Origin of the sequence: Aromatoleum toluclasticum ATCC 700605, from assembly GCF_000378245.1 — a bacterium.
GTDB lineage: Bacteria > Pseudomonadota > Gammaproteobacteria > Burkholderiales > Rhodocyclaceae > Aromatoleum > Aromatoleum toluclasticum.
Genome location: NZ_KB899512.1, coordinates 1 through 24,827, shown reverse-complemented (window position 1 = coordinate 24,827; position 24,827 = coordinate 1). Strand labels below are relative to the sequence as shown.

Here is a 24,827-nt window from a genome sequence, read left to right as displayed (position 1 = left end):
GTCAGGCTCCTTGTCGGGCTTCATCCCACAGCCGGCGCACGAGCCGCTTCGCCAGCGCCGGCGTCGCGCGGCGACGGTACGGGACGCTCACGAGCGTCGTCTCCATCGGCTGGATGCCGCGCTTGAGGTGACGCTCCATTGTAGCCAGTGCGGCGTCGTCGAGCGGCTTGCCGACGAGTTCGTCCAGCCCGGCGATGAACTCTGGGCGCGAGGATACGCCGGTGCAGGCGACGCGCAGCTCGCCGATCAGCTCGCCGTCGCGGCGCAGCGCCACGGCGACGCCCGCGAGCGGGAAGTCGATCGCGCCGCGCACGCGGATCTTTTCGTAGGCACTCGCACGGCCCGAAACGAGCGGCACCGTCACCGCGACGAGCAGCTCGTCGGGGCCGAGCGCGAGCCAGTTCATGCCGTCATCGACGTAGAAGTCCGCGAGCGGCAGGCGGCGCAGTCCCTGCGGGCCGAGGAGCTCGACTTCGGCGCCGAGCGCGAGCAGCGCCGGTGCGACGTCGCCGCTGAAGGCCGCGTAGCAGCGGCTCGATTTCGGCGCGACGCGGCAGACGTCGCCGGAACGCTTCATGCAGAAGTCGTTGCCGCGACGCCAGTCCTCGCTCTGGTTGTAGTACTGGCAGCGGGTGTCGAGGCACAGGTTGCCGCCCAGCGTCGCGGCGCGGCGGTGCGTGGGGCCGGCGACGGCCAGCGCGGCCTGGGCGAGCGCGGGCAGGTGGGCGACGACGGGCGGGTCGGCCGCGAGCGTCGCGAGCGTGACGCCGGCGCCGATGCGCAGGGTGTCGCCGTCGCGGCGCATCTCCCGTATCTCGCCGACGCCACCGAGGTCGATCAGGACCTCGGCGCCGACCAGCCCGCGGCGCATGTTAGGCAGCAGGTCGGTGCCGCCGGCGATGAAGCGGCTGGCCGGGAATTCGGCGCGCAGGCGCACCGCGTCCGCGGCACTCGCCGCACGCATCAGACGGAATTCGGACAGGGTGCCCATCATGCCTCTCCTCGCCGGGTGGCCGCCGGCGCGACGGCGCCGGGGCGGGGTTTGCGGTTGAGCGCGTCGAAGACGCGGTCCGGGGTGAAGGGGAGCTGGCGGATGCGGCGGCCGGTCGCATCCTCGATCGCCGCGGCGATCGCGGGCATGACGCCGGCGAGCGGGCCTTCGCTCGCTTCCTTGGCGCCGAAGGGGCCGTTGGGGTCCATGCTCTCGACGATATGCACGTCGATCTCGGGCGATTCGGCCATCGTCGGCACGCGGTAGTCGAGCAGGCTGACCGCCTTGTGGCGGCCGTTCTCGTACACCGTCTCCTCGGACAGCGCCTGGCCCATGCCCATCCACACGGCGCCCTGCACCTGGCCTTCGACCGACATCGGGTTGATCGCGAAACCGCAGTCGATGGCGGCCCAGACCTTCTCGACGGTGACGGTGCCGAGCTCGGTATCGACCGCGACCTGCACCGCCTGTGCGGCGTAGGAGAAACCCATCGTCGAGCCGACCGCGCCGCCGCGCTGCTTGCCGCCCTGGAACTCGATCGGGCAGGTGAAGGTGCCCTTGACGGTGAGCATGCCGGTGTCGACCAGCGCTTCCTCGACGATCTCGTGGAAGCCGATCTGGTGCGCGGGATCGCCGACGACCGCGGCCGCTTCGCCGAGCCAGTCGACTTCCCCCTCGCTCACGCCGAGCCGCTTCGCCGCCGCGGCGACGAGCACGCGCTTGAGATTGTGCGCGGCGTCGGCCGCGGCGTTGCCGACCATGAAGGTCACGCGCGAGGAATACGAGCCGTTGTCCTTGGGCGTGAGCGCGGAGTCGGTGGCGATGAGGCGCAGGCGGCGCTGGGCGACGCCCAGCACTTCGGCGACGACCTGGCTGATGATCGTCGACGAGCCCTGGCCGATGTCGGAGGCGCCGGTCAGGATCGTGATCGCGGCGTCGAAGTCCACGCGCAGCGCGATCGTCGCGTGCGGCTGGCCGGTGAAATGCACCGGCTTGGCCGAGCCGCTGACGAAGTGCGAGCAGGCGATGCCGATGCCGCGGCGGATCGGGCCGTCGTCGCACAGCCGCGCGGCGCGCTCGCGCCAGCCCGACGCTTCTTCCACCCAGTCGAGGCATTCGGGCAGGCCGTAGCTCATCACCTTCAGCCCGTTGATCGTCTCGGCCGGTGCGGCGAGCAGGTTGCGCCGGCGCACCGCGAAGGCGTCGAGACCCAGCTCGGCGGCCATCGAGTCGAGCAAGGATTCGAACGCGAAGCGCACGTTGACGGTGCCGTGGCCGCGCATCGCGCCGCAGGGCGGGGTGTTCGTATACACGCGGTAGCCGTTGTATTTCACCGCGGGCAGGTCGTACAGGCCGTTGAGCAGCGCGCCTGAATACAGGATCGTGACGAGGCCGTAGCCGCCGTAGGCGCCGCCGCGCTGCACGACCTCGGCTTCGCAGGCGGTCATGCGGCCTTCACGGGTGAGGCCGAGCTTCATGCGGATGTGGGTCTGGGGCCGGCCGCGGTGGGTCAGGAAGGCCTCCTCGCGGCTCTGCAGCAGGCGCACGGTGCCGCGCGCGGCGCGGGCGAGCAGCGCACAGATGATCTCGAAGTTCAGCGTCTCGACGCGGTGGCCGAAGCCGCCGCCGACGAAGGGTTTGATCACGCGGATGTAGGCCGCGTCGAGGTTCATGCAGCGGGAGAGCGATTCATGGACGTAGTAGGGCACCTGCGTGACCGACCACAAGGTCAGGTGGCCGCGCTCTGCGTCCCACGCGGCGAGCGCGGCGTTGGGCTCCATCATCGCGTGATGGACCTCGGCGCACTCGAAGACGTCCTCGCGGATCAGGTCGGCCGCGGCGAAGCCCGCGGCGGTGTCGCCGAACTCGTTATGCACCTCGCGCTCGATGTTGCCCTTCTTGTTGTCGTGCAGCAGTACCGCGTCGGGCTTGCGCGCGTCCGCGGCCTCGAAGTACGCGGGCAGCTCGCGCACCTCGAAGCGGATCAGCGCGATTGCCGCGTCGGCCGTCGCCTCGTCGACCGCCGCGACGGCTGCGAGCGGTTCGCCGATGTAACGGATGCGGCCGCGCGCGAGGGGGAATTCGTTCTGCGCGATGGGGATCACGCCGTAAGGGGTGTCGCATTCCTCACCCGTGATCACCGCACGCACGCCCGGCAGCCCGAGCGCGTCGGCGATATCGACCGAGACGATCTCGGCATGCGCCCAGGGGCTGCGCAGGAGGCGGCCGACGAGAGCGCCCTGCGCGGGCAGGTCGGCGGTGTAGCGGGCATTGCCGGTGACCTTGTCGACGCCGTCGATCAGCGGCATGCGGGCGCCGACCCCGCCGGGCGCGTCGCCCGCCTGCCCAACGTGCGTGAGGGGGCGCGGCAAGGTGCGTTCGGGCGCGTTCATGCCGCCACCCCCGCGACGTCCCCGCAGCGCGCCGCGGCCTCGACGGAATCGAGGATCTTCACGTAGCCGGTGCAGCGGCACAGATTGCCGGCGAGCGCCGCGCGGATCTCGTCGCGCGAGGGCTGCGGATTGCGCCGCAGCAGCGCGTCGGCGGCCATGATCATGCCCGGCGTGCAGAAGCCGCACTGGGCGCCCAGATGTTCGTGGAAGGCGCGCTGCAGGCGCGACAGGTTGCCGGCGGTGCTCAGGCCTTCTATCGTCTCGATGTGCCGCCCGGCGACGCCGTGCGCGAGCGTGCTGCACGCGAGCCGCGGCTCGCCGTCCACCAGCACCGTGCACGCACCGCACTCGCCGCCGTCGCAGCCCTGTTTGGTACCCGTCAGGCCCAGCGTGTCGCGCAGGTAGTCGATCAGCAGCGCGTTCCCGGCGACCGCGTCCTCGCGCAGCCGGCCATTCACCGTCAGTGTCAGCAGTTCCTTCATGTCGCCTCCTGTTCCGCGGGAAGGTCTGGCGGATTGATTGTGTGACATCAAACAATTTGATGGAGCGATGCTAGCACCGTCCGGCGCAAAGGAAAATATGAAGGTGAATGCATACCGGGCATGCTCTTCTGCGCTGGCATGCTATTGAAAATACGGGGTTTCGCTGCGAGGGGAGCGCTCCGTCGGCCTCGCTCCGGGCAACGCGGCGGCCAGGATCTTGCAGCCCGACTGCCATTCGTCACCGCATATCGAACTATCGACCCGACAAGGCACTGCCATTCGGGTTCAGGGCGACGTGGGGCGCCCTGAACCATTGCCCGGCAGATCGTCGCAAGGGCGGGGAGGGGCGTGACTTCGATCGGCGTGGAATGACGGACGCAGAAAACCCTCCGCGCCGGCGGGGGGCGTCCGGCACGGGTCGGGCAAGGGATTGTGGTGGCGGGTTCAGCGGCGCTGCGTTGTCACCGGTAGTGGCCGTGGCGCTCGAGCACCTCGATCTTGTAGCCGTCCGGGTCCTGGATGAAGAAGAAGCGTGCGAGCAGTTCGTCGCCGCGCTTGAATTCCTTCACCGGCGCCGGCTCGTAGCCCTTGGCCGTGAGTTCGGCGTGGCGCGCGGTGACGTCCGGTTCGACGACGGCGATGTGGCCGTAGCCGGTGCCGTGCGTGTAGGCCTCTTCGCGGCCCTTGTTGAGCGTCAGTTCGAGTTCGTAGTCGTTCTCCGCGTTGCGCAGGTAGACGAGCGTGAACTCGGGAAAGTCGAGGCGATGCGCTTCGCGCAGGTCGAGCACGTCTTCATAGAAGCGCATCGATTTGTCGAGGTCGAGCACGCGGATCATGCTGTGGATGATCTTGGCCATGGACGCTCCGTTAGTTGGGGGATTGTTCAGTCGATGGTGTCGCGGGCGCGCTCGGACTTAGGTCCTGGCCGCCATCGCGACGATCTTCGGAGCTGCCGCCGGGAGCGCCGGCGACGGTGCGTTTGGGAGTGCGCGCTCCGCCGCGATGAGCCTGCGCCGCAGATAGCGCATGCAGGTCACGCGCAGAAAGGAGGCGAAGTTCGGCACCTCCCCCCGGTGCGCGAGGATCTCGTCGTGGAAGGTCACGACGAGATGATTGGTGGTGCAGCGCTCTTCCTCGGCCATCTCGGCGAGGATGTCCCACACCATGTTCTCCAGCCGGATGCTGGTGAGCACGCCGTGGATGCGGATCGTGCGGGTGCGCTGCTCGTACTGGATCGGGTCGGCCTTGACGAAGTATTCGCACATGTTTCGTTCCCCCGTGGGCTCAGAGCGCCCGCTGGTTCATCAGGGTGGCGATGTGATCGGCCTGGCGGATCGCGAGGGCGACGATCGTCAGCGTCGGATTCTCCGCGCCGCCGGTGGTGAACTGGCTGCCGTCGGAGATGAACAGGTTGGGGATGTCGTGCGTCTGCCCGTACGCGTTGCACACGCTGTCGGCCGCCGAGGTCCCCATGCGGCAGGTGCCGAGGTTGTGCGTCGAGGGGTAGGGCGGCGTGCGGAAGGTGCGGATCGCGCCGGCGGCCTTGTAGATGCGCTCGCCCTGCGTGTAGGCGTGGCTGCGCATCGCGATGTCGTTGGCGTGATCGTCGAAGTGCACATTGGGCACCGGATTGCCGTACTTGTCCTTGACCTTCGCGTTCAGCGTGACGCGATTGCTCTCGCGCGGCATGTCCTCGCCGACCAGCCACATGCCGGCGAGCTGGCTGTAGTGTTCCATCCACCACGCGAACTCCTCGCCCCAGCCGCCGGGGTTGAGGAAGGCCGCCATGAAGGGCACGCCCAGCGACAGCGTCTCCATCTCGTAGCCGCCGACGAAGCCGCGCTTCGGGTTGTTGCGCGCCTCGTCGCCCACGATGCCGGCCATCGTCGTGCCGCGGAACATATGCACCGGCTCCTTGAAGGCTGCGTACACCGAGCCCGTCATGTGGCGCATGTAGTTGCGTCCGACCTGGTCCGAGGAGTTCGCGAGGCCGTCGCGGAACTTGTCGCTCGCCGACATCAGCAGCAGGCGCGGCGTCTCGATCGAGTTGCCGGCGACGCACACGATGCGCGCCTTCTGCCGCTGCTCCTGACCGGCCTTGTCGACATACACGACGCCGCTGACCTTGCCGGCCGCATTGTGCTCGATGCGGGTGACGTGGGACTCGGGGCGAAGATCGAGGTTGCCGGTCGCCTCGGCCTTGGGCAGCTCGGTGTACAGCGTGGACCACTTCGCGCCGCTCTTGCAGCCCTGGAAGCAGAAACCGATCTGCTGGCAGCTGCCGCGGCCGTCGCGCGGCTTGCTGTTGATCGCCATGCGTCCGGTGTGCACCTCCTTGTAGCCGAGCTTCGTCGCCCCGGCGTGCATCACCTTGAAGTTGTTGTTGCCCGGCAGGCCCGGAATGCCGTGGGTGCGGGTCACGCCCATCTTGTCCTCGGCCTTGTCGTACCAGGGCTCCATGTCCTTCAGTGTCAGCGGCCAGTCCATCAGGTTTGCACCCTTGATCGCGCCGTAATGCGTGCGGACCTTGAACTCGTGTTCCTGGAGGCGCAGCGATGCGCCCGCCCAGTGCGTCGTCGTGCCGCCGACGGTCTTGCAGATCCACGCCGGCAGACCCGGAAAGTCCTTCGCGATGCGCCAGTTGCCCGAGGTCGTGCGCGCGTCGAGCCACGCGAGCTGCGAGAAGGACTTCCACTCGTCGTTGATGAAACTCGCGACGGACTGCGTCGCGCCCGCCTCGAGCACGACCACCTTGATGCCTTTCTGGCACAACTCGTTCGCCAATGTGCCGCCGCCCGCGCCTGAACCGATGATGACGACCGCGGAGTCGTCGTCGAATGCGATCTTCGCCATGTCCTGCCTCCGGATGCCGTGATTTGCGAGGTGTCGATCAGCCCAGGAAGGGCGGCGGGCTCGCGCCCTCGGGCGGGTCGGGCAGCCACTTCAGATCCTGGAAGCCGCGCCGGATGTAGCCCCCCTTGCTGAAGGACTCGCCGGGGTAGCCGAAGGCCGTCCACGTCATCTCGTTGTCGTACAGGGCGGTCACGCACTTGCCGCGCACCGTCGCGAAGAAGGGTTTGCCTTCGATCGCCTTCACGGCGGCCAGTTGTGCGGCGGGCTTGGCCTTGGCGAACGCGCCACCGGTCGCGCGGTCGAGGCCTGCGACGCCGTCGCGCAGTTGCCCGGCCAGCTTCGGGTCGGCTGCGGCCATCGCGTCGAGGTCCTTGACGAGCAGGGCGTATACGGCGTCGGGGAGGTTCGGGTGCGGATAGAGCACGCGGCCGAACTTGAGCAGGGCGTCGCCGGTGGCCGTGTCGAGCGCCTTGAGCTCGAGCGCCCAGGCCCGCGAGGGCGCCAGCGCGGCGATCGGGGTGCCGATCACCAAGGTGCCGAGCAGGATGCCCGTGCCTTTAAGGAACTCGCGCCGCGTCAGCGGCACTTGATGCCCGTTGGTCGCGGCCGACGCTGCACCGCGGCTCGCCGTGGCGATCCGGATTGCTTGCATGGTTCGTCTCCTCGTTGCATCGGGGTCTGGGTGCCCTGACTGCGAAGCAGTATTCCATCGCGCTCCGGCGTACGGGTAATACGCCGGTACCTACGCCGGAGGTGTTGCCGCGATGCTGCCGCGCGCGAATGCCCCTGCACGAAGCATAGGCATTGGCGGCGCGAGGTGCGAACCGTTTTGCAGTGCCGAAGCGCGTCAGCGTCCTGCGTGCGTGGTCGAGTGCGCGGTGTGCAGGTGCTCGGCGACGTGGCCGTGGGTCGGCTTGACGAGGGTCTGCGGCAGCAGCGAGCCGGCGAGCATCGCGGCGATGCCCGCCAGCATGCCGGCGAAGTGCGGCGGCACGCCGGCTTCCGGGGCGACGATCTCGAGCAGCACCCAGCTCACGAGGCCGACGAAGATCGACGCCAGCGCGCCTTGTGTCGTTGCGCGCTTCCAGTACAGGCCGAAGGCGAGCGGCACGAAGGCGGTTGCGAGGGTCACCTTGTAGGCGTTCTCGACCATGCCGTGGATGCTTTCGTCGGTGTGCGTCGCGTACCACGTGATCAGCAGCGCGAACACGACGACGATGGAGCGGGTGAGCCACAGGAATTTGTGGTCGCTCATCTTCGGGAAGGTGCCGCGCAGGATGTTCTCGGAGAAGGTCACGGAAGGCGCAAGCAGCGTGCCCGAGGCGGTACTCATGATCGCCGACAGCAGCGCGCCGAAGAACATCACCTGCGCGAAGATCGGCGTGCGCTGCAGGATCAGCTGCGGCAGAACCTGCTGGCTGTCGCTTTCCTGGTATTGCGCAACCAGCGCGGGATCGATCAGCGTCGCCGAGTAGGCGATGAAGAGCGGCACGAAGGCGAACAGGAAGTAGCCCGAACCGCCGAGCAGCGTGCCGGTCACGGCGGTCCGCTCGTTGCGCGCCGAGTTCACGCGCTGGAACACGTCCTGCTGCGGGATCGAGCCGAAGCCCATGGTCAGGATCCCGGCGACGAAGGCGATCATGTCCTTCGCATCGAATTCAGGCAGGAAGTTGAGCTTGCCCGCCTCGTTCGCATGGGCGACGACTGTGCCCACGCCGCCCGCCATGTCCCCGACCAGCCAGGCGATGTAGAAGAGGCCGATGATGATGATCGTCATCTGCATGAAGTCGGTGAGCGCCACTGACCACATGCCGCCGAACAGCGTATACACGAGCACGATGCTCGCTCCGATCAGCATCCCCTGTTCGTTCGAGATCGAGCCGGCGGACAGGATGTTGAACACCAGGCCCAGTGCCGTGATCTGGGCCGCGACCCAGCCGAGGTAGGACAGCACGATCGCGCTCGAGCACAGCACCTCGACCGTGCGGCCGTAGCGCATGCGGTAGTAGTCACCCAAGGTCAGCAGGTTCAGGCGGTACAACGGCCGGGCGAAGAACAGGCCGACGAGGATCAGGCACAGCGAGGCGCCGAAGGGGTCGGACCACAGGCCGCGCAGGCCTTCGTCGAGGAAGGTGGCCGAGATGCCGAGCACGGTCTCGGCGCCGAACCAGGTCGCGAACACCGTCGCGGTGACGATATACAGCGGCAGGTGGCGGCCGGCCGCGACGTAGTCCGATGTGTTCTTGACCTTGGTGGCGGCATACAGGCCGACGCCGATCGAGACCAGGAGATAAGCGATGACGAAGCCGACCAGCATGCTTGGACCTTTGCGCGGTGACAGGTGGAGATGGAACAAAAACGGCGGGCGCAAAGTTTAGCAACGAATCCAGCCGTGCGGGAGGCTTGAATCCCTTGCGCGGCGCGGCCTTTATGCACCTTTCTGGTGCGGCGGTCGGGCCGGCCGCAGCGCCGCAGACCGCTTATCCCGCCGGCAACCAAGCACCGTTCGGGCCGAGCCCTTTGACATGCTCCGGGCGAACGGTTGTATCTGACTGCCGGCTTGGTACGCTTCAGGGCTGCAGCGGTTCCTGTCCGCGATGCGCGCCGGCGGCGGCGAGCGTATCGATGACGAGCTCCGCGGCCGCGTCGAGTTCGGCCTCGGTAATCACCAGCGGCGGCGCGAAGCGAATCACGGTGTTGTGCGTATCCTTGGTGGCGATGCCGCGCGCGAGCAGCAGCTCTGCCGCGACGGGGGCGCGCAGCCGCGCCGGATCGAGTTCGAGGCCGACCAGCAGGCCGCGCCCGCGCACCTCGCGAATGCACGGCAGGCGCGCGTCGCGGAAGCGGGCCATGAGGCGTTCGCCAAGGCGCGCGGCATGTTCCCAGGGGCGCGTCTCTTCGAGGATCGCGAGCACTTCCAGCGCGACGGCCGCGCCCAGCGGGTTGCCGCCGAAGGTCGAGCCGTGGTCGCCCGGATGGAGCACGTCCATCACCGTGGCGTCGGCGAGGAAGGCCGACACCGGCAGCAGGCCGCCGCCCAACGCCTTGCCGAGGATCAGCCCGTCCGGATGCACGCCCTCGTGGTCGCAGCCGAGCAGACGCCCGGTGCGGCCGAGGCCGGTCTGGACTTCGTCGGCGATCAGCAGCACGTTGTGGCGCCGGCAGATCTCGGCGCAGCGCGCGAGGTAGCCGGTCGGCGGCACGATGATGCCGCCTTCGCCCTGCACCGGTTCGACGAGGAAGGCGGCGGTGTCGGGCGTGATCGCCGCTTCGAGCGCGTCCGCGTCGCCGTAGGGTATGCGTCTGAAGCCGGCGGGGAAGGGGCCGAAGCCGTCGCGATACTGTTCTTCCGACGACATGCCGACGATGGTGATCGAGCGGCCGTGGAAGTTGCCTTCGCAGGCGATGATCTCCGCCTTGTCGGCGGCGATGCCCTTGACCTTGTAGCCCCACTTGCGCGCGGTTTTGAGCGCCGTCTCGACCGCCTCCAGGCCGGTATTCACCGGTAGCACGCGCTCGTAGCCGAGCAGGCCGCACAGGCGCTCCATCAGCAGCGGCAGGCGGTCGTTGGAGTACGCGCGCGAAGTCAGCGCGAGGCGCTGCGCCTGGTCGTTGAGCGCGCGCAGCAGGCGCGGGTTGGCGTGGCCGAAGCTCACCGCCGAGTAGGCGCTCATCATGTCGAGGTAGCGCCGCCCCTCGACGTCCCACAGCCAGATGCCCTTGCCGTGGTGGAACACGACCGGCAGCGGCGCATAGTTGTGCGCGCCGAACTCGCGCTCCTTCGCACGCAGCAGATAGGTCGAGGGGCCCAGCGCCGCGCCGGCGAGGTTCGCGACCCAGTCCGCGCACATTCCGCCGGGGTCGCGCTCGGGCAGGTACTCGACGATCTCCATCGCGACGAAATCGCCGCAGCCACGCAGCGCGAGCAGCGCCGCGCACAGCTCGTCGGGCGCGATGCCCTCCGTTTCCGGGCAGGTCACGGCGGGGAAGGCGGCGGCGTCGAGCGCGTCGAGATCAATGCTGACACCGAAGCCCGCCGTGCGCTCGCGCACGACGCTCAGCGCGTCGCAGAACACGGCGGCCATGCCGCGCTCGCGCACTTCCGCCATGTCGAAGACCTGCACGCCGAGCCGCGTCAGGCGTTCATGTTCCTCGTGCTCCCACGCGCGCGCGCCGATGATCACGACGTTGGCCGGGGCGAGCTTCGGCCCGCTGACGCCCGTCAGCGCCGCGTCGCCTTCACCCAGCAGGGCCGCGAGCGGCATGCCGTGGATGTTGCCCGAGTGCGTGCTGCGCTCGGTGTGGCTGTCGAGGTGCGCGTCGATCCAGATCAGGCCCAGTGCGCCGCGCGGCGCCAGGCGGGTGGCGATGCCGCGCCAGGTGCCGATGCCCACGGCGTGGTCGCCGCCGATCACGAGCGGGAATACGCCGGGCGCGAGGGCGGTGAGGTGGTCCGCGACGCGCTGCGCGAGTCCGCCGACCGCATCCAGGCGTTCGCGCATCTGCGCGCCGGGAGGAGGCTCCGTGAGCGGGATGAGGGTTTCCTGCCAGCTCGCGGCAATGCCGGTTCCCTTGAGCCGCTGCAGCAGGCCGTGGTGCTGGAGGGCGGCCGGGCCGGCCGCCGGCCCGTGGCCGGGCGCCCCCAGCGCGGAGGCGACACCGATGACCTGCACGACGGCGCGCAGCTCGGCATGCGGCGGGACGTGAAGCGGCGCGGAGTGAGTCATGGCCATCCTCCCTGCCCGCGGCGGGTGCGGGCGAATAGTCGATGCGCTTATGCGTTCGACGCAGGAGGCAGGGATTCGTTCAGGCGCTGCCGGCGCGCGCGATCCGGCGCGTGACGTATTGCGCGTCTGCCGCGCAGTCCGATCAGCCGAAGATGCGGTACAGCTCCAGCCCGACCAGCGTCGCGAGCAGCGCACCGATGAGCCACAGCACGCGCCCCTGCGTGCGCTGCGCACGGGCGAGGCGCTCCAGCTCGCCGCTCTGCACTTCGTGGCGGTGGGCCGTCGAGTCGAGCACGCGATGCACGAGGCGGGGGATCTGCGGCAGCGTGCCGGCCCAGGACGGCGCCTCGTCCTTGAGGTTGCGCAGCAGGCCGCGCCAGCCCATCTGCTCGTCCATCCAGCGCTCGAGGAAGGGCTTGGCGGTCTTCCACAGGTCGAGCTCGGGGTCGAGCTGGCGGCCGAGTCCCTCGATGTTGAGCAGCGTCTTCTGCAGCAGCACGAGCTGCGGCTGCACTTCCATCTCGAAGCGGCGCGCGGTCTGGAAGAGGCGCAGCAGCGTCTTGCCGAAGGAGATGTCCTTCAGCGGGCGGTCGAAGATCGGCTCGCACACCGCACGGATCGCGCTCTCGAACTCGTCCACGCGGGTGTGCGCCGGCACCCAGCCGGCCTCGATGTGGGCGCGCGCGACGCGGTTGTAGTCGCGCTTGAAGAAGCCGAGGAAGTTCTGCGCGAGGTAGCTCTTGTCGACCTCGGTGAGCGTGCCGACGATGCCGAAGTCGAGCGCGATGTAGCGTCCGTCGGCATGCACGAAGATGTTGCCGGGGTGCATGTCGGCATGAAAGAAGCCGTCGCGGAACACCTGCGTGAAGAAGATCTCCACGCCTGCGCGCGACAGCGCCCTCAGGTCCGTGCCCTGCGCGCGCAGCGCGTCGAGCTGCGAGATCGGCACGCCGCGCATGCGCTCCATCACCATCACCGACTTGCCGCACCAGTCCCAATACACCTCGGGCACCTGCAGCAGTTTGGAGCTGGTGAAGTTGCGCCGCAGCTGCGAGCAGTTCGACGCCTCGCGCATCAGGTCGAGCTCGTCGTGCAGGTACTTGCTGAACTCGGCGACCACTTCGCGCGGTTTCAGGCGCCGCGCCTCGGGCCATAGCTTCTCGAGCAGCGCCGCCGCGGTGTCGAGCAGCGCGAGGTCGTGCACGATCACCGGCTCGATGCCCGGGCGCAGGATCTTCACCGCGACCTCGGTGCCGTCGGGCAGGCGCGCGAAATGCACCTGCGCGACCGATGCCGAGGCGACCGGCGTGCGTTCGAAGTCTACGAAGACCTCGTCGACCGGCTTGCCGTAGAGGTCCTCCAGCACCTTCAGCGCCTGCTCGCTCGGGAAGGGCGGGACGCGGTCCTGCAGCAGCGCGAGTTCGTCGGCGAGGTCGGGCGGCAGCAGGTCGCGGCGCGTCGACAGCATCTGGCCGAACTTGACGAAGATCGGGCCCAGCGATTCCAGCGCCCGCCGCAGGCGCTCGCCGCGCGGCGCCTTGGGGTGGCGCCAGAAAAACACCACGTGCCACAGCTTGCCCAGGCGCCCGCTCGAGTCGGCTTCGAGCACCATCTGGTCGAGGCCGAAGCGCAGGCCGACGGTGATGATCTTGGCGAGGCGGAAGAGACGCACTTTGGATTGCCGGGCGGGGGAAAGGGCGGACTTTAGCCCGAAAGGCCGCGCCGCGAAAGCCGGTCTTCGGCATGACATGAGCGACGCGTACGGGCCGGACCCCGGCTATCCGCTATAATTCAGCCCTTTTACGCAACTCCGAGTGCCATGAGCGCCGATCCGAAAGTCCAACTTGCCGACCTGCTGCGTGCCGCGCTGAAGAGCGTCGCCCCCGATCTGACCGAAACCCCGATCCAGCTGGAACGCCCCAAGCAGGCCGGTCACGGCGACTTCGCCACCAACCTCGCGCTGCAGCTCGCCAAGCCGCTGCGCCGCAGCCCGCGCGATCTGGCGAACATGCTGCTGGCCGAGCTGCCGGCATCGCCGCTGGTTGCGAAGACCGAGGTGGCCGGCGCCGGCTTCATCAACTTCACGCTGAATTCCGGTGCGAAGACCTCGGTCGTCGCCGAGGTGCTCGCACGCGGCGAGGAATTCGGCCGCGGCGCGCGGAGCGGCACCAAGGTGCAGGTCGAGTTCGTCTCGGCCAACCCGACCGGCCCGCTGCACGTCGGGCACGGCCGCGGTGCGGCCTACGGGGCGTCGCTCTCCGCGGTGCTCGACTTCGCCGGCTACGACGTCACGCGCGAGTACTACATCAACGACGCCGGCCGGCAGATGGACATCCTCGCGCTGTCCACCTGGCTGCGCTACCTCGCCTTCCACGGCATCGAGATCGACTTCCCGCCCAACGCCTACCAGGGCGACTACGTCATCGAGATGGCGCGCGAAATGCGCGAGGGCCACCAGGATCGTTTCGCCAAGGTCACCGTCGCGCAGATCCTCGACGGCGCGCCGGGCCTGCCCGCGGCCGAGCGCAAGGACGACGAGGCGAAGAACCAGCGCGAGGAGCACCTCGACGTGCTGATCGCCAACGCCAAGAGCCTGCTCGGCGAAGACTACCCCTTCGTGCATGGCTTCGCGCTCAACGAGCAGCTCGGCGACGGCCGCGACGACCTGCACGAGTTCGGCGTGCATTTCGACAAGTGGTTCTCGGAGAAGAGCCTGTTCGACACCGGCCTGGTCGAGCGCGTCGTGACCGACCTGGAAAAGCGCGGCCACATCTACGTGCAGGACGGCGCCAAGTGGTTCCGCTCGACCGCCTTCGGCGACGAGAAGGACCGCGTCGTGCAGCGCGACAACGGCCTGTATACATACTTCGCGTCCGACATCGCCTACCACCTGAACAAGTACGAGCGCGGCTTCGATCGCGTCATCGACATCTGGGGCGCCGACCACCACGGCTACATCCCGCGCGTGAAGGGTGCGATCGCCGCGCTCGGCCTGCCGCCGGAGAAGCTCGAAGTGTCGCTGGTGCAGTTCGCGGTGCTGTACCGCAACGGTCAGAAGGCCGCGATGTCGACGCGTTCGGGCGAGTTCGTGACGCTGCGCGAGCTGCGCCGCGAAGTCGGCAACGATGCGTGCCGCTTCTTCTATGTGCTGAGGAAAAGCGACCAGCACCTCGACTTCGACCTCGACCTCGCCAAGAGCCAGAGCAACGAGAATCCGGTCTATTACGTGCAGTACGCCCACGCGCGCGTGTGCTCGGTGCTGCAGCAGTGGGGCGGCGAAGCCGGCGAGCTGGCCGCGGCCGATCTCGCGCGCCTCGAGAACGAGCGCGAACTGGCGCTGTGCGCGCGCCTGGGTGCCTTCGCCGAGCTGATCCAGAGCGCCGCGGCCGACTACGCGCCGCACCAGATCGCCTTCTACCTCAAGGATCTCGCCGGCGAGTTCCACAGCTGGTACAACGCCGAGCGCATGCTGGTCGACGACGAGGCATTGAAGCTCGCGCGCCTGGCGCTCGCCGCCGCCGTGCGCCAGGTGCTCGCCAACGGCCTCGCGCTGCTGGGCGTGTCGGCGCCGCAGTCGATGTAATCGCCGGAGAGTTTAGTGAGTCGTGACCGCAAGCCCAGCAGGAAAGCCAGCCGGCCGTCGAAGAGCCGCGGCGGTGTGATCGTCGGCATCTTCATCGGACTGGTGCTCGGTGCATTGTTCGCCGCCGGCGCCGCCTGGTATTTCACCCGCAATTCGCCCTTCCAGACGCCCGCCGCGCCGGCCCCCGCCGTGGCACGGCCGCCGGTGGCCGATCAGCCGCCGGCCTCGCTGCCGGGCAAGCCGGGCGACCGTCCGGTGGTGAAGCCGGATTTCGAGTTCTACAAGATCCTGCCGCAGGGCGAGGGCGCGCCGACCGAGAGCAAGCCCGCCGCACCCGCCGCCGCGGCGTCGGCCGCGCCCGAGAAGCTCTACCTGCAGATCGGTGCGTTCGAAAACCCGGCCGAGGCCGACAACCTGAAGGCCAAGCTCGCGCTGAGCGGCATCGAGGCGAGCGCGCAGCGCGCGCAGCTGCCCGACGGCCGCACGATGCACCGCGTGCGCATCGGCCCCTTCGCGAAGCCGGAAGACATGAATCCGGTACGCGCGCGCCTGTCCGAGGCCGGCTTCACCGGCACGGTGGTGAAGGGCAATCCCTGAGCCTGTCGACGGGCATTGCCAGGGGGTCGCCAGGCTCAGCCCGAACGGTGCCGGGTCGATATGCTGCAAAGATTTCGGGAACAACTCGCAGGGTGTGCCGTCTGAAGCCCTGTCATCAACTCGGGAGTATTGAATGAATCGTCGTGCCGCACTCAAGCAACTGTCCGCCCTGACCGCACTTTCCGTCCTGGGTGGCGCAGTACAGGCCCAGAAGGCCGGCCAGCCTTTCCAGACCCTGGCCACCAAGGTGCCGACCGAGGTTGCCGGCAAGATCGAGGTGATCGAGTTCTTCTCCTACGGTTGCCCGCACTGCAACGACTTCGAGCCGCTGCTCAACAACTGGACGAAGACGCTGCCGGCCGACGTGAATTTCGTGAAGGTGCCCATCACCTTCAACCGTCCCGAGTGGACCAACCTCGCGCGCATCTATTACACGCTCGAAGCGATGGGTGAGTCGGCGAAGCTGGGCCCGGCCGTGTTCGCCGCGATCCACGAGCAGAGGCGCCAGCTGCAGAAGGAAGACGTGCTGCTCGAATGGGCCGGCAGCGTCACCGACTCCAAGCGCTTCAGCGACACGTGGAAGTCCTTCGGTGTGCAGTCGCGCGTGCAGCGCTCGAACCAGATCGCTGCGGCCTATCGCGTCAGCGGCGTGCCGATGATGGCCGTCGATGGCCGCTTCATCGTCTCGGCCTCGACCGCCGGCAGCCACGAGGGCATGCTCAAGACCGTCAACGAACTGGTCGCGCGCGCGCGCTCGGAGAAGGGCAAGAGCTGATCGGCCGCGCAGCGGGGCGCCGCCGCTCCCACAGGTTCGACGGGCGGTTTTCGCTTAAGCTCCCACCCCGACACTTTAGCGCGCCATTCCTGCGATTCCTGTTTTCGTGAAGCACGATCCCCGCCCTGCTTCCCATGCAAGTCCGGCTCCGGCCGGACTTCGTGTTTTCCTGACCGGCGCCTCGAGCGGCCTCGGCCAGGCCTTCGCGCGCCATTACGCCGGTCGCGGCGCCAACATCGGACTGGTCGCGCGACGCGGCGAGGCACTGGCGGCGTTCGCGGCCGAGCTGCCGGGCGAACATCTCCCCTTGCCGGCCGACGTTGGCGACGCGGACGCCCTCGCGCGGGCGGCCGAAGCCTACCTGGCGCGTTTCGGCGTGCCCGACATCGTCATCGCGAATGCGGGCGTGTCGGTCGGCACACTCACCGAATGCTCCGAAGACCTGCCGGCCTTCGAGCGCGTCATGCGCACCAATGTGAACGGTATGGTCGCGAGCTTCCAGCCCTTCGTCGAAGCGATGCGCCGGCGCGGCTCCGGGCGGCTCGTCGGCATCGCCTCGGTCGCCGGTATCCGCGGCCTGCCCGGAGCGGGCGCGTACAGCGCATCCAAGGCCGCCGCGATCGCCTACCTCGAGAGCCTGCGCGTCGAACTGCGCGGCAGCGGCGTGCGCGTCGTCACGCTCGCGCCCGGTTACATCGCGACGCCGATGACGGCCGTGAACACGTATCCGATGCCCTTCATGCTGCAAGCCGACGAGGCCGCACGGCGTATGGCGAAGGTCATCGAAGCGGGCCGCGGCTACGCCGTCGTGCCCTGGCAGATGGGTGTCGTCGCGCGCGTGCTGCGGGCGCTGCCGAATCCGGTGTTCGACGCCCTGTTCGCCCGCGCCGGACGCAAGCCGCGAGGGCTGCCGCTGTAGCGTCGCTGCCTGCCCCTTCCCCGTGGCACGCGATGCGGGTATGGTTGATCCGATAAGGTGGGCGGTTGCCTGACTGGTCGGCTTGTCGCGGCGCAGCCCCCGTCACGCGGGAGACAGCGATGCAGACACGCCACATAGAAAGCGGTGCCGCAAGTTTCGAAGCGATCCTGGAGCAGATCGAACTCAAGCTGCCCGCCGATCAGGCAGCGTCCGTAGGTGCCTTCGCCCGGCGCTGGTTCGGTCAGGTCGCGCCCGAGGATATCGCCGACTACACCGTCGACGACCTGTACGGCGCGGTGCTCAGCCACTGGCACTTCGCGCGCAAGCACCGCGGCGGGACGCGCCTGCGGGTGTATAACCCGAAGCTCGAGGAGCACGGCTGGGAATCGACCCATACCGTGATCGAGATCGTCAATGACGACATGCCCTTCCTCGTCGACTCGATCGCGATGGAGGTCAATCGTCAGGGGCTCACGCTGCACCTGATCATCCACCCGGTGATGCGCGTCGTGCGCGACGCCGAGGGCATCTACCAGCGCGTTGCCGACGAGGCAGGGGCGGGCGGCTACGAATCAGTCATCCACGTCGAAGTGGACCGGCGCACCGATGCGGCCGACCTCGATGCGCTGCGTGCGGGGCTGGAGCGTGTGCTCGCCGACGTGCGTGTGGCGGTTGCCGACTGGCCGGCGATGCAGCAGCGCGTCGCCGACGTCATGAGCGAGATCGAGCACAATCCGCCGCCCGTCGCGGCGGAGGAAATCGACGAGAGCGTCGCCTTCCTCAGGTGGCTGATGGATGACAACCTCGTGCTGCTGGGCTGCCGCGACTACGAGCTGGCCGCGGCCGACGGCGGCACGCCGGAACTGTCCATCGTCGCGGGCTCGGGGCTCGGACTGCTGCGCGAGAAAGACGGCGACAAGCAGTCGCGCTCGTTCGGTGCCTTGCCGGCCGAGCTGAAATCCACATTGCCCAACCTGCCGATCCTGCTCACCGTCACCAAGTCGAACACGCGCTCGACCGTGCATCGCGTCGGCTACATCGACCGCTTCAGCATCAAGCGCTTCGACGCGAACGGACATGTGTGCGGCGAGCACCGCGTGATCGGTCTGCTCGCCTCCACCGCCTACAGCGCCAGTCCCAAGCTGATCCCCTTCCTGCGCCGCAAGGTCGATGCGGTGATCGCGCGCGCCGGCCTGATGCCCAGGAGCCATGCGGCCAAGGCGTTGCTGACCATCCTCGAACGCTATCCGCGCGACGAACTCTTCCAGATCGAGGCCGAGGAGCTCTACCACCAGGCGATCGGCATCCTGCACCTGGGCGAGCGCCAGCGCACGCGGCTCTTCGTGCGCTGCGACCCGTTCGCGCGCTTCGTCTCCTGCCTGATCTACGTGCCGCGCGAGCACTACAACACCGATCAGCGCCTGCGCATGCAGGCCGTGCTGATGGAAGCCTTCAACGGCGCGAGCTCGGACTTCGACGTGCAGTTCTTCGAGTCGGCGCTCGCGCGCGTGCTGATCATCGTGCGCACGCGCGGCTCGTCTATCCCGCCCTTCGAGGTGCATGAGCTGGAGCAGCGCATCGTTCGGGCGACACGGCGCTGGGAGGACGAGCTGCAGCGCGTGCTGCTCGAGCATTGCGGCGAGGAGCGCGGAATGATCCTGCTGCGCCGCTACGGCAGCGCCTTCCCTGCCGGCTATCGCGAGGAATACTCGCCGCGCGTGGCGGTGTTCGACATCGAGCAGATGGAGTCGATCGCCGGCGAGGGGCTGGCGATGAGCCTCTACATCCCGCTCGAGGCGCCCGCGGGGCGGCTCAACTTCAAGATCTACCGCGTCGGCGCGCCGGTGCCGCTGTCGCAGAGCCTGCCGATGCTCGAACGCATGGGCGTCAAGGTGATTGACGAGCACCCGTCCGAGATCGCGCGCCAGGACGGCCGCTGCGTGTGGGTCCACGACTTCGGGCTGGCCTACGTGGGGGCCGAGGAACTCGACATCGACACCCTGCGCCCGCTCTTCCACGACGCGTTCCTGCGCGCGTGGCGCGGCGAGATCGAGAGCGACGACTTCAACCGCCTGACGCTCCTCGCCGGCCTGACCTGGCGCGAGATCACGGTGCTGCGCGCCTACGCGAAACACATGAAGCAGGCGGCCTTCACCTTCAGTCAGACCTACATGCAGCAGACGCTCGCGGCCCATCCGCAGCTCGCGCGCCAGCTCGTCGAGCTCTTCTCGCTGCGCCTCGACCCCGCACGCGCAGCCGAGCGCGTGCGACACGAGGCGACGGTGCTTGCCGGCATCGATGACGCCCTCAACGACGTCGCGAACCTCGACGAGGACCGCATCCTGCGCCAGTTCCTCGCGATGGTGAGGGCGACGCTGCGCACGAACTACTACCAGCGCGACGCCGACGGCGGCTTCAAGCCCTACCTGTCCTTCAAGCTCGATCCGAAGCGCATCCCGAACCTGCCGCAGCCGCTGCCGATGTTCGAGATCTTCGTCTACGCGCCGCGTTTCGAGGGCGTGCACCTGCGCGGCGGCAAGGTCGCGCGCGGCGGCCTGCGCTGGTCGGACCGCATGGAGGACTACCGCACCGAGGTGCTGGGCCTGGTGAAGGCGCAGATCGTCAAGAACGCGGTGATCGTGCCGGTCGGCTCCAAGGGCGGCTTCGTCGTCAGGAATCCGCCTCCCGCGGGCGACCGCGAAGCCGTGCTCGCCGAAGGCATCGCGTGCTACCGCCTGTACCTGCACGGCCTGCTCGATCTCACCGACAACCTCGTGCAGGGCCGCGTCATGCCACCGCCCGACGTGGTGCGCCACGACGGCGACGACCCCTACCTGGTTGTAGCCGCGGACAAGGGCACCGCGAGCTTCTCCGATTACGCGAACGGCGTCGCGGCCGAATACGGCTTCTGGCTGGGCGACGCCTTCGCGTCCGGCGGCTCGGCCGGCTACGACCACAAGAAGATGGCGATCACCGCGCGCGGCGCGTGGGAATCGGTGAAGCGCCACTTCCGCGAACTCGGCATCGACGCGCAGGAGCAGCCCTTCACGGCAGTCGGTATCGGCGACATGTCGGGCGACGTGTTCGGCAACGGCATGCTGCGCTCGCGCAAGACCCGCCTCATCGCGGCCTTCGACCATCGCCACATCTTCATCGACCCGGATCCCGATCCGGAATCGTCCTTCGACGAGCGTGAGCGGCTCTTCGCGCTGCCGCGCTCCTCCTGGAACGATTACGACCGCACGAAGATTTCTGCGGGTGGCGGGGTGTGGCCGCGCAGCGCCAAGTCGATTCCGCTGTCGCCGCAGATGCAGGCGGTGCTCGGCATCGAGGCCGAGTCGCTGCCGCCGTCCGAACTGATTCACGCGATCCTGTGCGCGCCGGTCGATCTGCTCTACAACGGCGGCATCGGCACCTACGTGAAGGCGACGAGCGAGACCGATGCCTCGGTCGGCGACCGCGCCAACGATGCGGTACGCGTGAACGGCGCCGAGCTGCGCTGCCGCGTGATCGGTGAAGGCGGCAACCTCGGCATGACGCAGCTCGGGCGCATCGAGTACGCGCTGAAGGGCGGCAAGCTGTACACCGACGCGATCGACAACTCGGGCGGCGTGGATTGCTCCGACCACGAGGTGAACATCAAGATCCTGCTCAACAGCGTGATTGCCGAAGGCGAGCTCACCGGCAAGCAGCGCGACGCCCTGCTCGTCGAGATGACCGACGAGGTCGCCGCGCTCGTGCTGCGCGACAACTACGCGCAGACGCAGGTGCTGTCGGTGACGCGCGCGCGCGGCGTCGCGCTGCTCGACGAGCAGGCCGAGTTCATCCGCCGCCTGAGCTTCGCCGGGCGGCTCAACCGCAAGCTCGAGTTCCTGCCGCTCGACGACGAGATCGCCGAACGCGCCGCCGCGCGCACCGGCCTCGTCGCGCCGGAGCTGGCGGTGCTGCTCGCTTACAGCAAGATCGAGCTCTACGACGAGGTGCTCGCGTCCGACGTGCCCGAAGACCCCTACCTCGGCAGCGCACTGTCGCGCTACTTCCCGGCGCCGCTGCGCGAACGCTTCGCCGCGCACATCGCGAAGCATCCGCTGCGCCGCGAGATCATCTCGACGCACGTCATCAACAGCATGATCAACCGCGTCGGCCCCACCTTCGTCGGGCGGCTGCAGGGCGAAGTCGGTGCGACGCCGGCGGAGATCGTGCGCGCCTACATGGCTACGCGCGAAATCTTCGGTCTGGTGCCGATCTGGCACGCGATCGAGGAACTCGACAACCGCGTTGAAGACGCGGTGCAGACCGCGATGATCATCGACTGCGGCCGCCTCGTGCAGCGCGGCACGACATGGTTCCTGCGTCACCGCGAATGGCTCGCCGACCTGCAGGCCACGCTCGCGCGCTTCACGCCCGGCGTCGAAGCCTTGACCGAGCACCTGTACCGCCTGGTGTCGGACGACTACCGCGCACAGCTCGACGCCGTGACCGCGCGCTACGTCGAGCGCGGCGTGCCCGGGGATCTCGCGCTGCGCATCGCCCTGCTCGACGAGCTGTATTCGGCGCTCGATCTCGTCGAGATCGTCGCCGACACCGGCCGGCCCGAGGGAACGGTGGCCGCCGTGTACTTCACCCTCGGCGGACACCTCGACCTGTACTGGCTCGGCGCCCAGATCGCCGCGCTGCCCGCCGACACACGCTGGCAGAACCTCGCGCGCGGTGCGCTGCGCGTCGACCTGTCGAACCTCGCTCGCAGTCTGGCGGCGGACATCCTCAAAACCTCGCCCGACCTCGGCCAGCCCGACGACCTCATCGCCGCGTGGGAAGCGCGCCGCATGCCGCAGATCGACCGCTACCGCCACCTGCTCGCCGACGTGAAGACGGCGCAGGCGATCGAGATGCCGATGCTGTCGGTGCTGCTGCGGGAGCTGCGCGGGATGGCGTGAGCGCAGCGCACGGACGAAAAAAAGCCCGGCGGCCGTGAGCCGCCGGGCGAACCGTCAGGGCATCAGTCGGTGATGAGCTTGCCCTTGGTCATGAGGTCGGTGATGATCGCCGCGTCGTTCGCGAAGCCTGTGACCAGATCGACGTTTTCGATCACGATGAGCTGATCGACCGGCGCTCCCGTGCCGCCCGAGTGCACCTCGATCGTCGTCGAGTTCGTGCCGGCGTTGTAGCTGAAGTGCAGGTAGTCGCTCAGCGGATCGGTAGGCGCGGACGAGCCCTCGAGCAGGTCCTTCAGATCGAGGCGGTCGCCACCGCTCGCAAAGGCCTCGGTGTTGAAGTCCTTGATCGTGTCGGTCGGGACTGAAGAACTGCTCGCGTCCGTCAGCGCCCACTTGAAGGTGTCGGCTCCGAGGCCGCCCCACATCGTGTCGCTGCCCGAACCGCCGATCAGCGTGTCGTTACCTGCGCCGCCATTCAAGGTGTCGTTGCCTGCCTTGCCGTCGAGGGTATCGTTGCCGGCGCCACCGTACAGCACGTTGTCCCCGCCGTTGCCGTTCAGGGTGTCGGCGAACCCGGAGCCGATGATGTGCGGAGAGTCGGTAGTTGCGGTTGCCGTTACACCGGAGCCTGCGGCAGAAAAGTCCTGTGTCGTCAGATCGTCGGGGAGAAGTGTCAGCGACAACGATGCGCTCACGCTGTCACCGTCACCGTCAATAACCTGGAGCGGGAAGTCGAGGTTCACCGGGTCGCCTTGCGTGAGATCGCTCGCGCCGAAGTCACCGATCTTGAAGTCCTGCCCGCCGGCATACTGGTACTCGACGCTGTCAAAGCCATCGGCGGTGTATACCGCGATCTGCGTGTTCGACACGACGCCTGAAACCTTGACGTCATAATCGAGGGCAGCAGTAGCGAGGTTGTCGGTGAAGAGGACGGTGAATGTTATGCCCCCGACCGTAACGGCGTACGGATTGGTGCCGGCAGTTTGAACGGAGACGATCTTCGTCACGCCGCCGAACTTGATCGCCACCGCGGTGATCGAGTCTTGCGTCCCGTTGCCGACGATGTTCTTGTTGCCGGAGTCGTCATCGTCGAATGCGCGAATAAGGACGTCGGACTTCGCGGTGCCGCCCGTGATCGCGGTGAAGAGCGCCGACGCGCCGTTTGTTGTGTAATGACTGTCGAAGGAGTGCGTCGAATCGCCCGTAACATAGGACTGACCGTTCTTGGGCGCACCGCTGAGATCGGTCACGAAATCGATCCGGATCGCCTCGCCCGCACCGACACTATTCCCGCTGCCAACCCCTCCTTCATTCGCGTTGGTGTTCACGGTGCCGCCGCTGACGTACTCGCCGCCGGCGCTCTTGATCATCGGGGTGATCAGCAAGTCGGAGCTATCGTTGTCTCCAGGGCTGAGGAAGCCAGCCCAGTTTCCGTTGCCGCCGACGAAGTTGTAGCCGCCACCGTTGAAGTCAATAGTGCTCGCGCCGCCATCGACCGGACCGACCATGGAAACCTGGTACTCGCCCGTTGCCGGGTTGAGTGTGACGGTGAATACGGTACCGGCGTCAGTCGAGGCAGTCAGCGTGAGCCCGTCACCCGAGATCTGATAGGTGATCGGCAGCCCGCCCGACGTCAGCGTGGTGGCGCCTGCGAGGCTCGGGGCGAAACGGATCGAGCCGCCATCGGTGCCGTAGTTGTTGGTGATGTTCGTATCGAGATCGAGCGCTCCGGTGAAACTCGATCCACCCTCGTTCATGATGGCTGTGGCTTCGGGAATGAAGGCTTTCGGTCCGTCGTCCTCGAAGGCGATGACGCCGTTGAGCGAGGCGCTGGCGGAGCTGTGGTCGCCGTCACCATCGGTGACGGTCACCTGCACGGCGAGGCTGCTGCCGGTGAGGAAGGCCGCGGAAATGCCGCTCTCGTCGGCATCGTTCGGATCGTTATGGACGACCGCGCGATACTGGGTAAGAGTGACATCGCCGGAAGCATTGACGCTGACGGTGAAGACGAGCGCGCCGCCGGTGGTGCGACCTTCGATCACGCCTCCGTTATCGACGAGGACGATGGCCTGGCCGGACAGCGTGTCGGTGAGGCCGGTGGCGGTGTTGGCCGGATTGAACACCAGCGAGTAGGTGGTGGCGCCGGAGGTGGCCGCCCCATCAGAGCCGAAGGTGGACGTGTTGGTGAAGAGGTTGCCGGCCGTGATGGTGGCCTGGCCAAGGGTGCCGGCGGGGGCCGCGGTATCGGGGGTGTTCACCCCGGCGGTTTCGTCGACGACGAGGCTGGCGGTGCTCTTGACGGCGATCGCGGCGGTCGGTCCGTCGTCCTCGAAGGTAACGAGGTTGCCGATGGCGAGGGTGTCGGAGGCCTGATCGCCGTCGCCGTCGGTGGTGGTGACGGAGAGCGAGAGCTTGCCGGCGAGGGTGACCGGGTCATCGGGGTTGGTGTCGTCGGGATGGTGCAGGGCGACGTTCTGGGTGACGCTGAGTACGCCGGTGTCGCTGATCGTGACGGTGAATGCGGTGGCGTCGAGGGAACCATTGCCGTCGCTGTCGTAGCGGCCGAGGAC

The 24,827-nt window shown here is 68.1% G+C and carries 16 protein-coding genes; 5 read left to right on the top strand and 11 right to left on the bottom strand.

The window, feature by feature from the left end:
- Position 1: 1 nt before the first annotated feature.
- The 10 genes from hcrB to ubiB all read right to left on the bottom strand — a co-directional run bounded on the left by hcrB (position 2) and on the right by ubiB (position 13,118).
- On the bottom strand, positions 2–994 hold the full coding sequence (gene hcrB, locus F464_RS0124785; protein WP_232429030.1) for a 4-hydroxybenzoyl-CoA reductase subunit beta: 993 nt from the start codon (positions 992–994) through the stop codon (positions 2–4).
- Entirely contained in the window at positions 991–3,384 is a 2,394-nt protein-coding gene (gene hcrA, locus F464_RS0124780) for a 4-hydroxybenzoyl-CoA reductase subunit alpha (protein WP_018992555.1), read from the bottom strand. Before hcrA ends, hcrB begins: the two co-directional genes overlap by 4 nt.
- On the bottom strand, positions 3,381–3,866 hold the full coding sequence (gene hcrC / locus F464_RS0124775; RefSeq protein ID WP_018992554.1) for a 4-hydroxybenzoyl-CoA reductase subunit gamma: 486 nt from the start codon (positions 3,864–3,866) through the stop codon (positions 3,381–3,383). Before hcrC ends, hcrA begins: the two co-directional genes overlap by 4 nt.
- 461 nt (positions 3,867–4,327) lie before the next feature.
- Positions 4,328–4,723 (bottom strand): VOC family protein, encoded by a 396-nt coding sequence (locus F464_RS0124770; RefSeq protein ID WP_018992553.1) that lies wholly within the window; start codon positions 4,721–4,723, stop codon positions 4,328–4,330.
- A gap of 57 nt (positions 4,724–4,780) precedes the next feature.
- The gene (locus F464_RS0124765) at positions 4,781–5,131 is read right to left on the bottom strand and encodes a ribbon-helix-helix domain-containing protein (protein ID WP_018992552.1); all 351 of its coding nucleotides are present in this window, start codon (positions 5,129–5,131) and stop codon (positions 4,781–4,783) included.
- 19 nt (positions 5,132–5,150) lie between these two features.
- Positions 5,151–6,719, bottom strand: a complete 1,569-nt coding sequence (locus F464_RS0124760; protein WP_018992551.1) for a GMC family oxidoreductase — start codon at positions 6,717–6,719, stop codon at positions 5,151–5,153.
- 37 nt (positions 6,720–6,756) lie between these two features.
- The gene (locus tag F464_RS0124755) at positions 6,757–7,371 is read right to left on the bottom strand and encodes a twin-arginine translocation signal domain-containing protein (RefSeq protein WP_018992550.1); all 615 of its coding nucleotides are present in this window, start codon (positions 7,369–7,371) and stop codon (positions 6,757–6,759) included.
- A 195-nt stretch (positions 7,372–7,566) separates the two neighbouring features.
- A complete protein-coding gene (locus F464_RS0124750; protein WP_018992549.1) occupies positions 7,567–9,036 on the bottom strand; it encodes a sodium:solute symporter family protein in 1,470 nt (489 codons plus the stop codon).
- 253 nt (positions 9,037–9,289) lie between these two features.
- Positions 9,290–11,446 carry an ornithine--oxo-acid transaminase gene (gene rocD / locus F464_RS31945; protein ID WP_018992548.1) on the bottom strand — a complete coding sequence of 719 codons (2,157 nt, stop codon included), beginning with the start codon at positions 11,444–11,446 and terminating at the stop codon, positions 9,290–9,292.
- 142 nt (positions 11,447–11,588) lie between these two features.
- Positions 11,589–13,118 (bottom strand): ubiquinone biosynthesis regulatory protein kinase UbiB, encoded by a 1,530-nt coding sequence (gene ubiB / locus F464_RS0124740; RefSeq protein WP_018992547.1) that lies wholly within the window; start codon positions 13,116–13,118, stop codon positions 11,589–11,591.
- A 147-nt stretch (positions 13,119–13,265) separates the two neighbouring features.
- Here ubiB and argS point away from each other — a divergent pair, with 147 nt between their 5' ends.
- The 5 genes from argS (at position 13,266) to F464_RS0124715 (ending at position 22,257) form a co-directional block, all read left to right on the top strand.
- Positions 13,266–15,029 carry an arginine--tRNA ligase gene (gene argS, locus F464_RS0124735; protein ID WP_018992546.1) on the top strand — a complete coding sequence of 588 codons (1,764 nt, stop codon included), beginning with the start codon at positions 13,266–13,268 and terminating at the stop codon, positions 15,027–15,029.
- A 15-nt stretch (positions 15,030–15,044) separates the two neighbouring features.
- Positions 15,045–15,626, top strand: a complete 582-nt coding sequence (locus tag F464_RS0124730) for an SPOR domain-containing protein (protein ID WP_026296298.1) — start codon at positions 15,045–15,047, stop codon at positions 15,624–15,626.
- A 133-nt stretch (positions 15,627–15,759) separates the two neighbouring features.
- Entirely contained in the window at positions 15,760–16,401 is a 642-nt protein-coding gene (locus F464_RS0124725; protein ID WP_018992544.1) for a thiol:disulfide interchange protein DsbA/DsbL, read from the top strand.
- 106 nt (positions 16,402–16,507) lie between these two features.
- Entirely contained in the window at positions 16,508–17,320 is an 813-nt protein-coding gene (locus F464_RS0124720) for an SDR family oxidoreductase (protein ID WP_018992543.1), read from the top strand.
- Positions 17,321–17,439: 119 nt separating this feature from the next.
- Positions 17,440–22,257: an NAD-glutamate dehydrogenase gene (locus tag F464_RS0124715; RefSeq protein WP_018992542.1), complete on the top strand. Its 4,818-nt coding sequence runs from the start codon at positions 17,440–17,442 to the stop codon at positions 22,255–22,257.
- A 62-nt stretch (positions 22,258–22,319) separates the two neighbouring features.
- Here F464_RS0124715 and F464_RS31940 read toward each other — a convergent pair.
- Positions 22,320–24,827 (bottom strand): DUF5801 repeats-in-toxin domain-containing protein (locus tag F464_RS31940; protein ID WP_018992541.1); only part of this gene is annotated, 2,508 nt, incomplete at its 5' end.

Coding starts and splice junctions, on each gene's coding strand:
- hcrB (WP_232429030.1), bottom strand. CDS start 994: ATGATGGGCACCCTGTCCGAATTCCGTCTGATGCGTGCGGCGAGTGCC.
- hcrA (WP_018992555.1), bottom strand. CDS start 3,384: ATGAACGCGCCCGAACGCACCTTGCCGCGCCCCCTCACGCACGTTGGG.
- hcrC (WP_018992554.1), bottom strand. CDS start 3,866: ATGAAGGAACTGCTGACACTGACGGTGAATGGCCGGCTGCGCGAGGAC.
- F464_RS0124770 (WP_018992553.1), bottom strand. CDS start 4,723: ATGGCCAAGATCATCCACAGCATGATCCGCGTGCTCGACCTCGACAAA.
- F464_RS0124765 (WP_018992552.1), bottom strand. CDS start 5,131: ATGTGCGAATACTTCGTCAAGGCCGACCCGATCCAGTACGAGCAGCGC.
- F464_RS0124760 (WP_018992551.1), bottom strand. CDS start 6,719: ATGGCGAAGATCGCATTCGACGACGACTCCGCGGTCGTCATCATCGGT.
- F464_RS0124755 (WP_018992550.1), bottom strand. CDS start 7,371: ATGCAAGCAATCCGGATCGCCACGGCGAGCCGCGGTGCAGCGTCGGCC.
- F464_RS0124750 (WP_018992549.1), bottom strand. CDS start 9,036: ATGCTGGTCGGCTTCGTCATCGCTTATCTCCTGGTCTCGATCGGCGTC.
- rocD (WP_018992548.1), bottom strand. CDS start 11,446: ATGACTCACTCCGCGCCGCTTCACGTCCCGCCGCATGCCGAGCTGCGC.
- argS (WP_018992546.1), top strand. CDS start 13,266: ATGAGCGCCGATCCGAAAGTCCAACTTGCCGACCTGCTGCGTGCCGCG.
- F464_RS0124725 (WP_018992544.1), top strand. CDS start 15,760: ATGAATCGTCGTGCCGCACTCAAGCAACTGTCCGCCCTGACCGCACTT.
- F464_RS0124715 (WP_018992542.1), top strand. CDS start 17,440: ATGCAGACACGCCACATAGAAAGCGGTGCCGCAAGTTTCGAAGCGATC.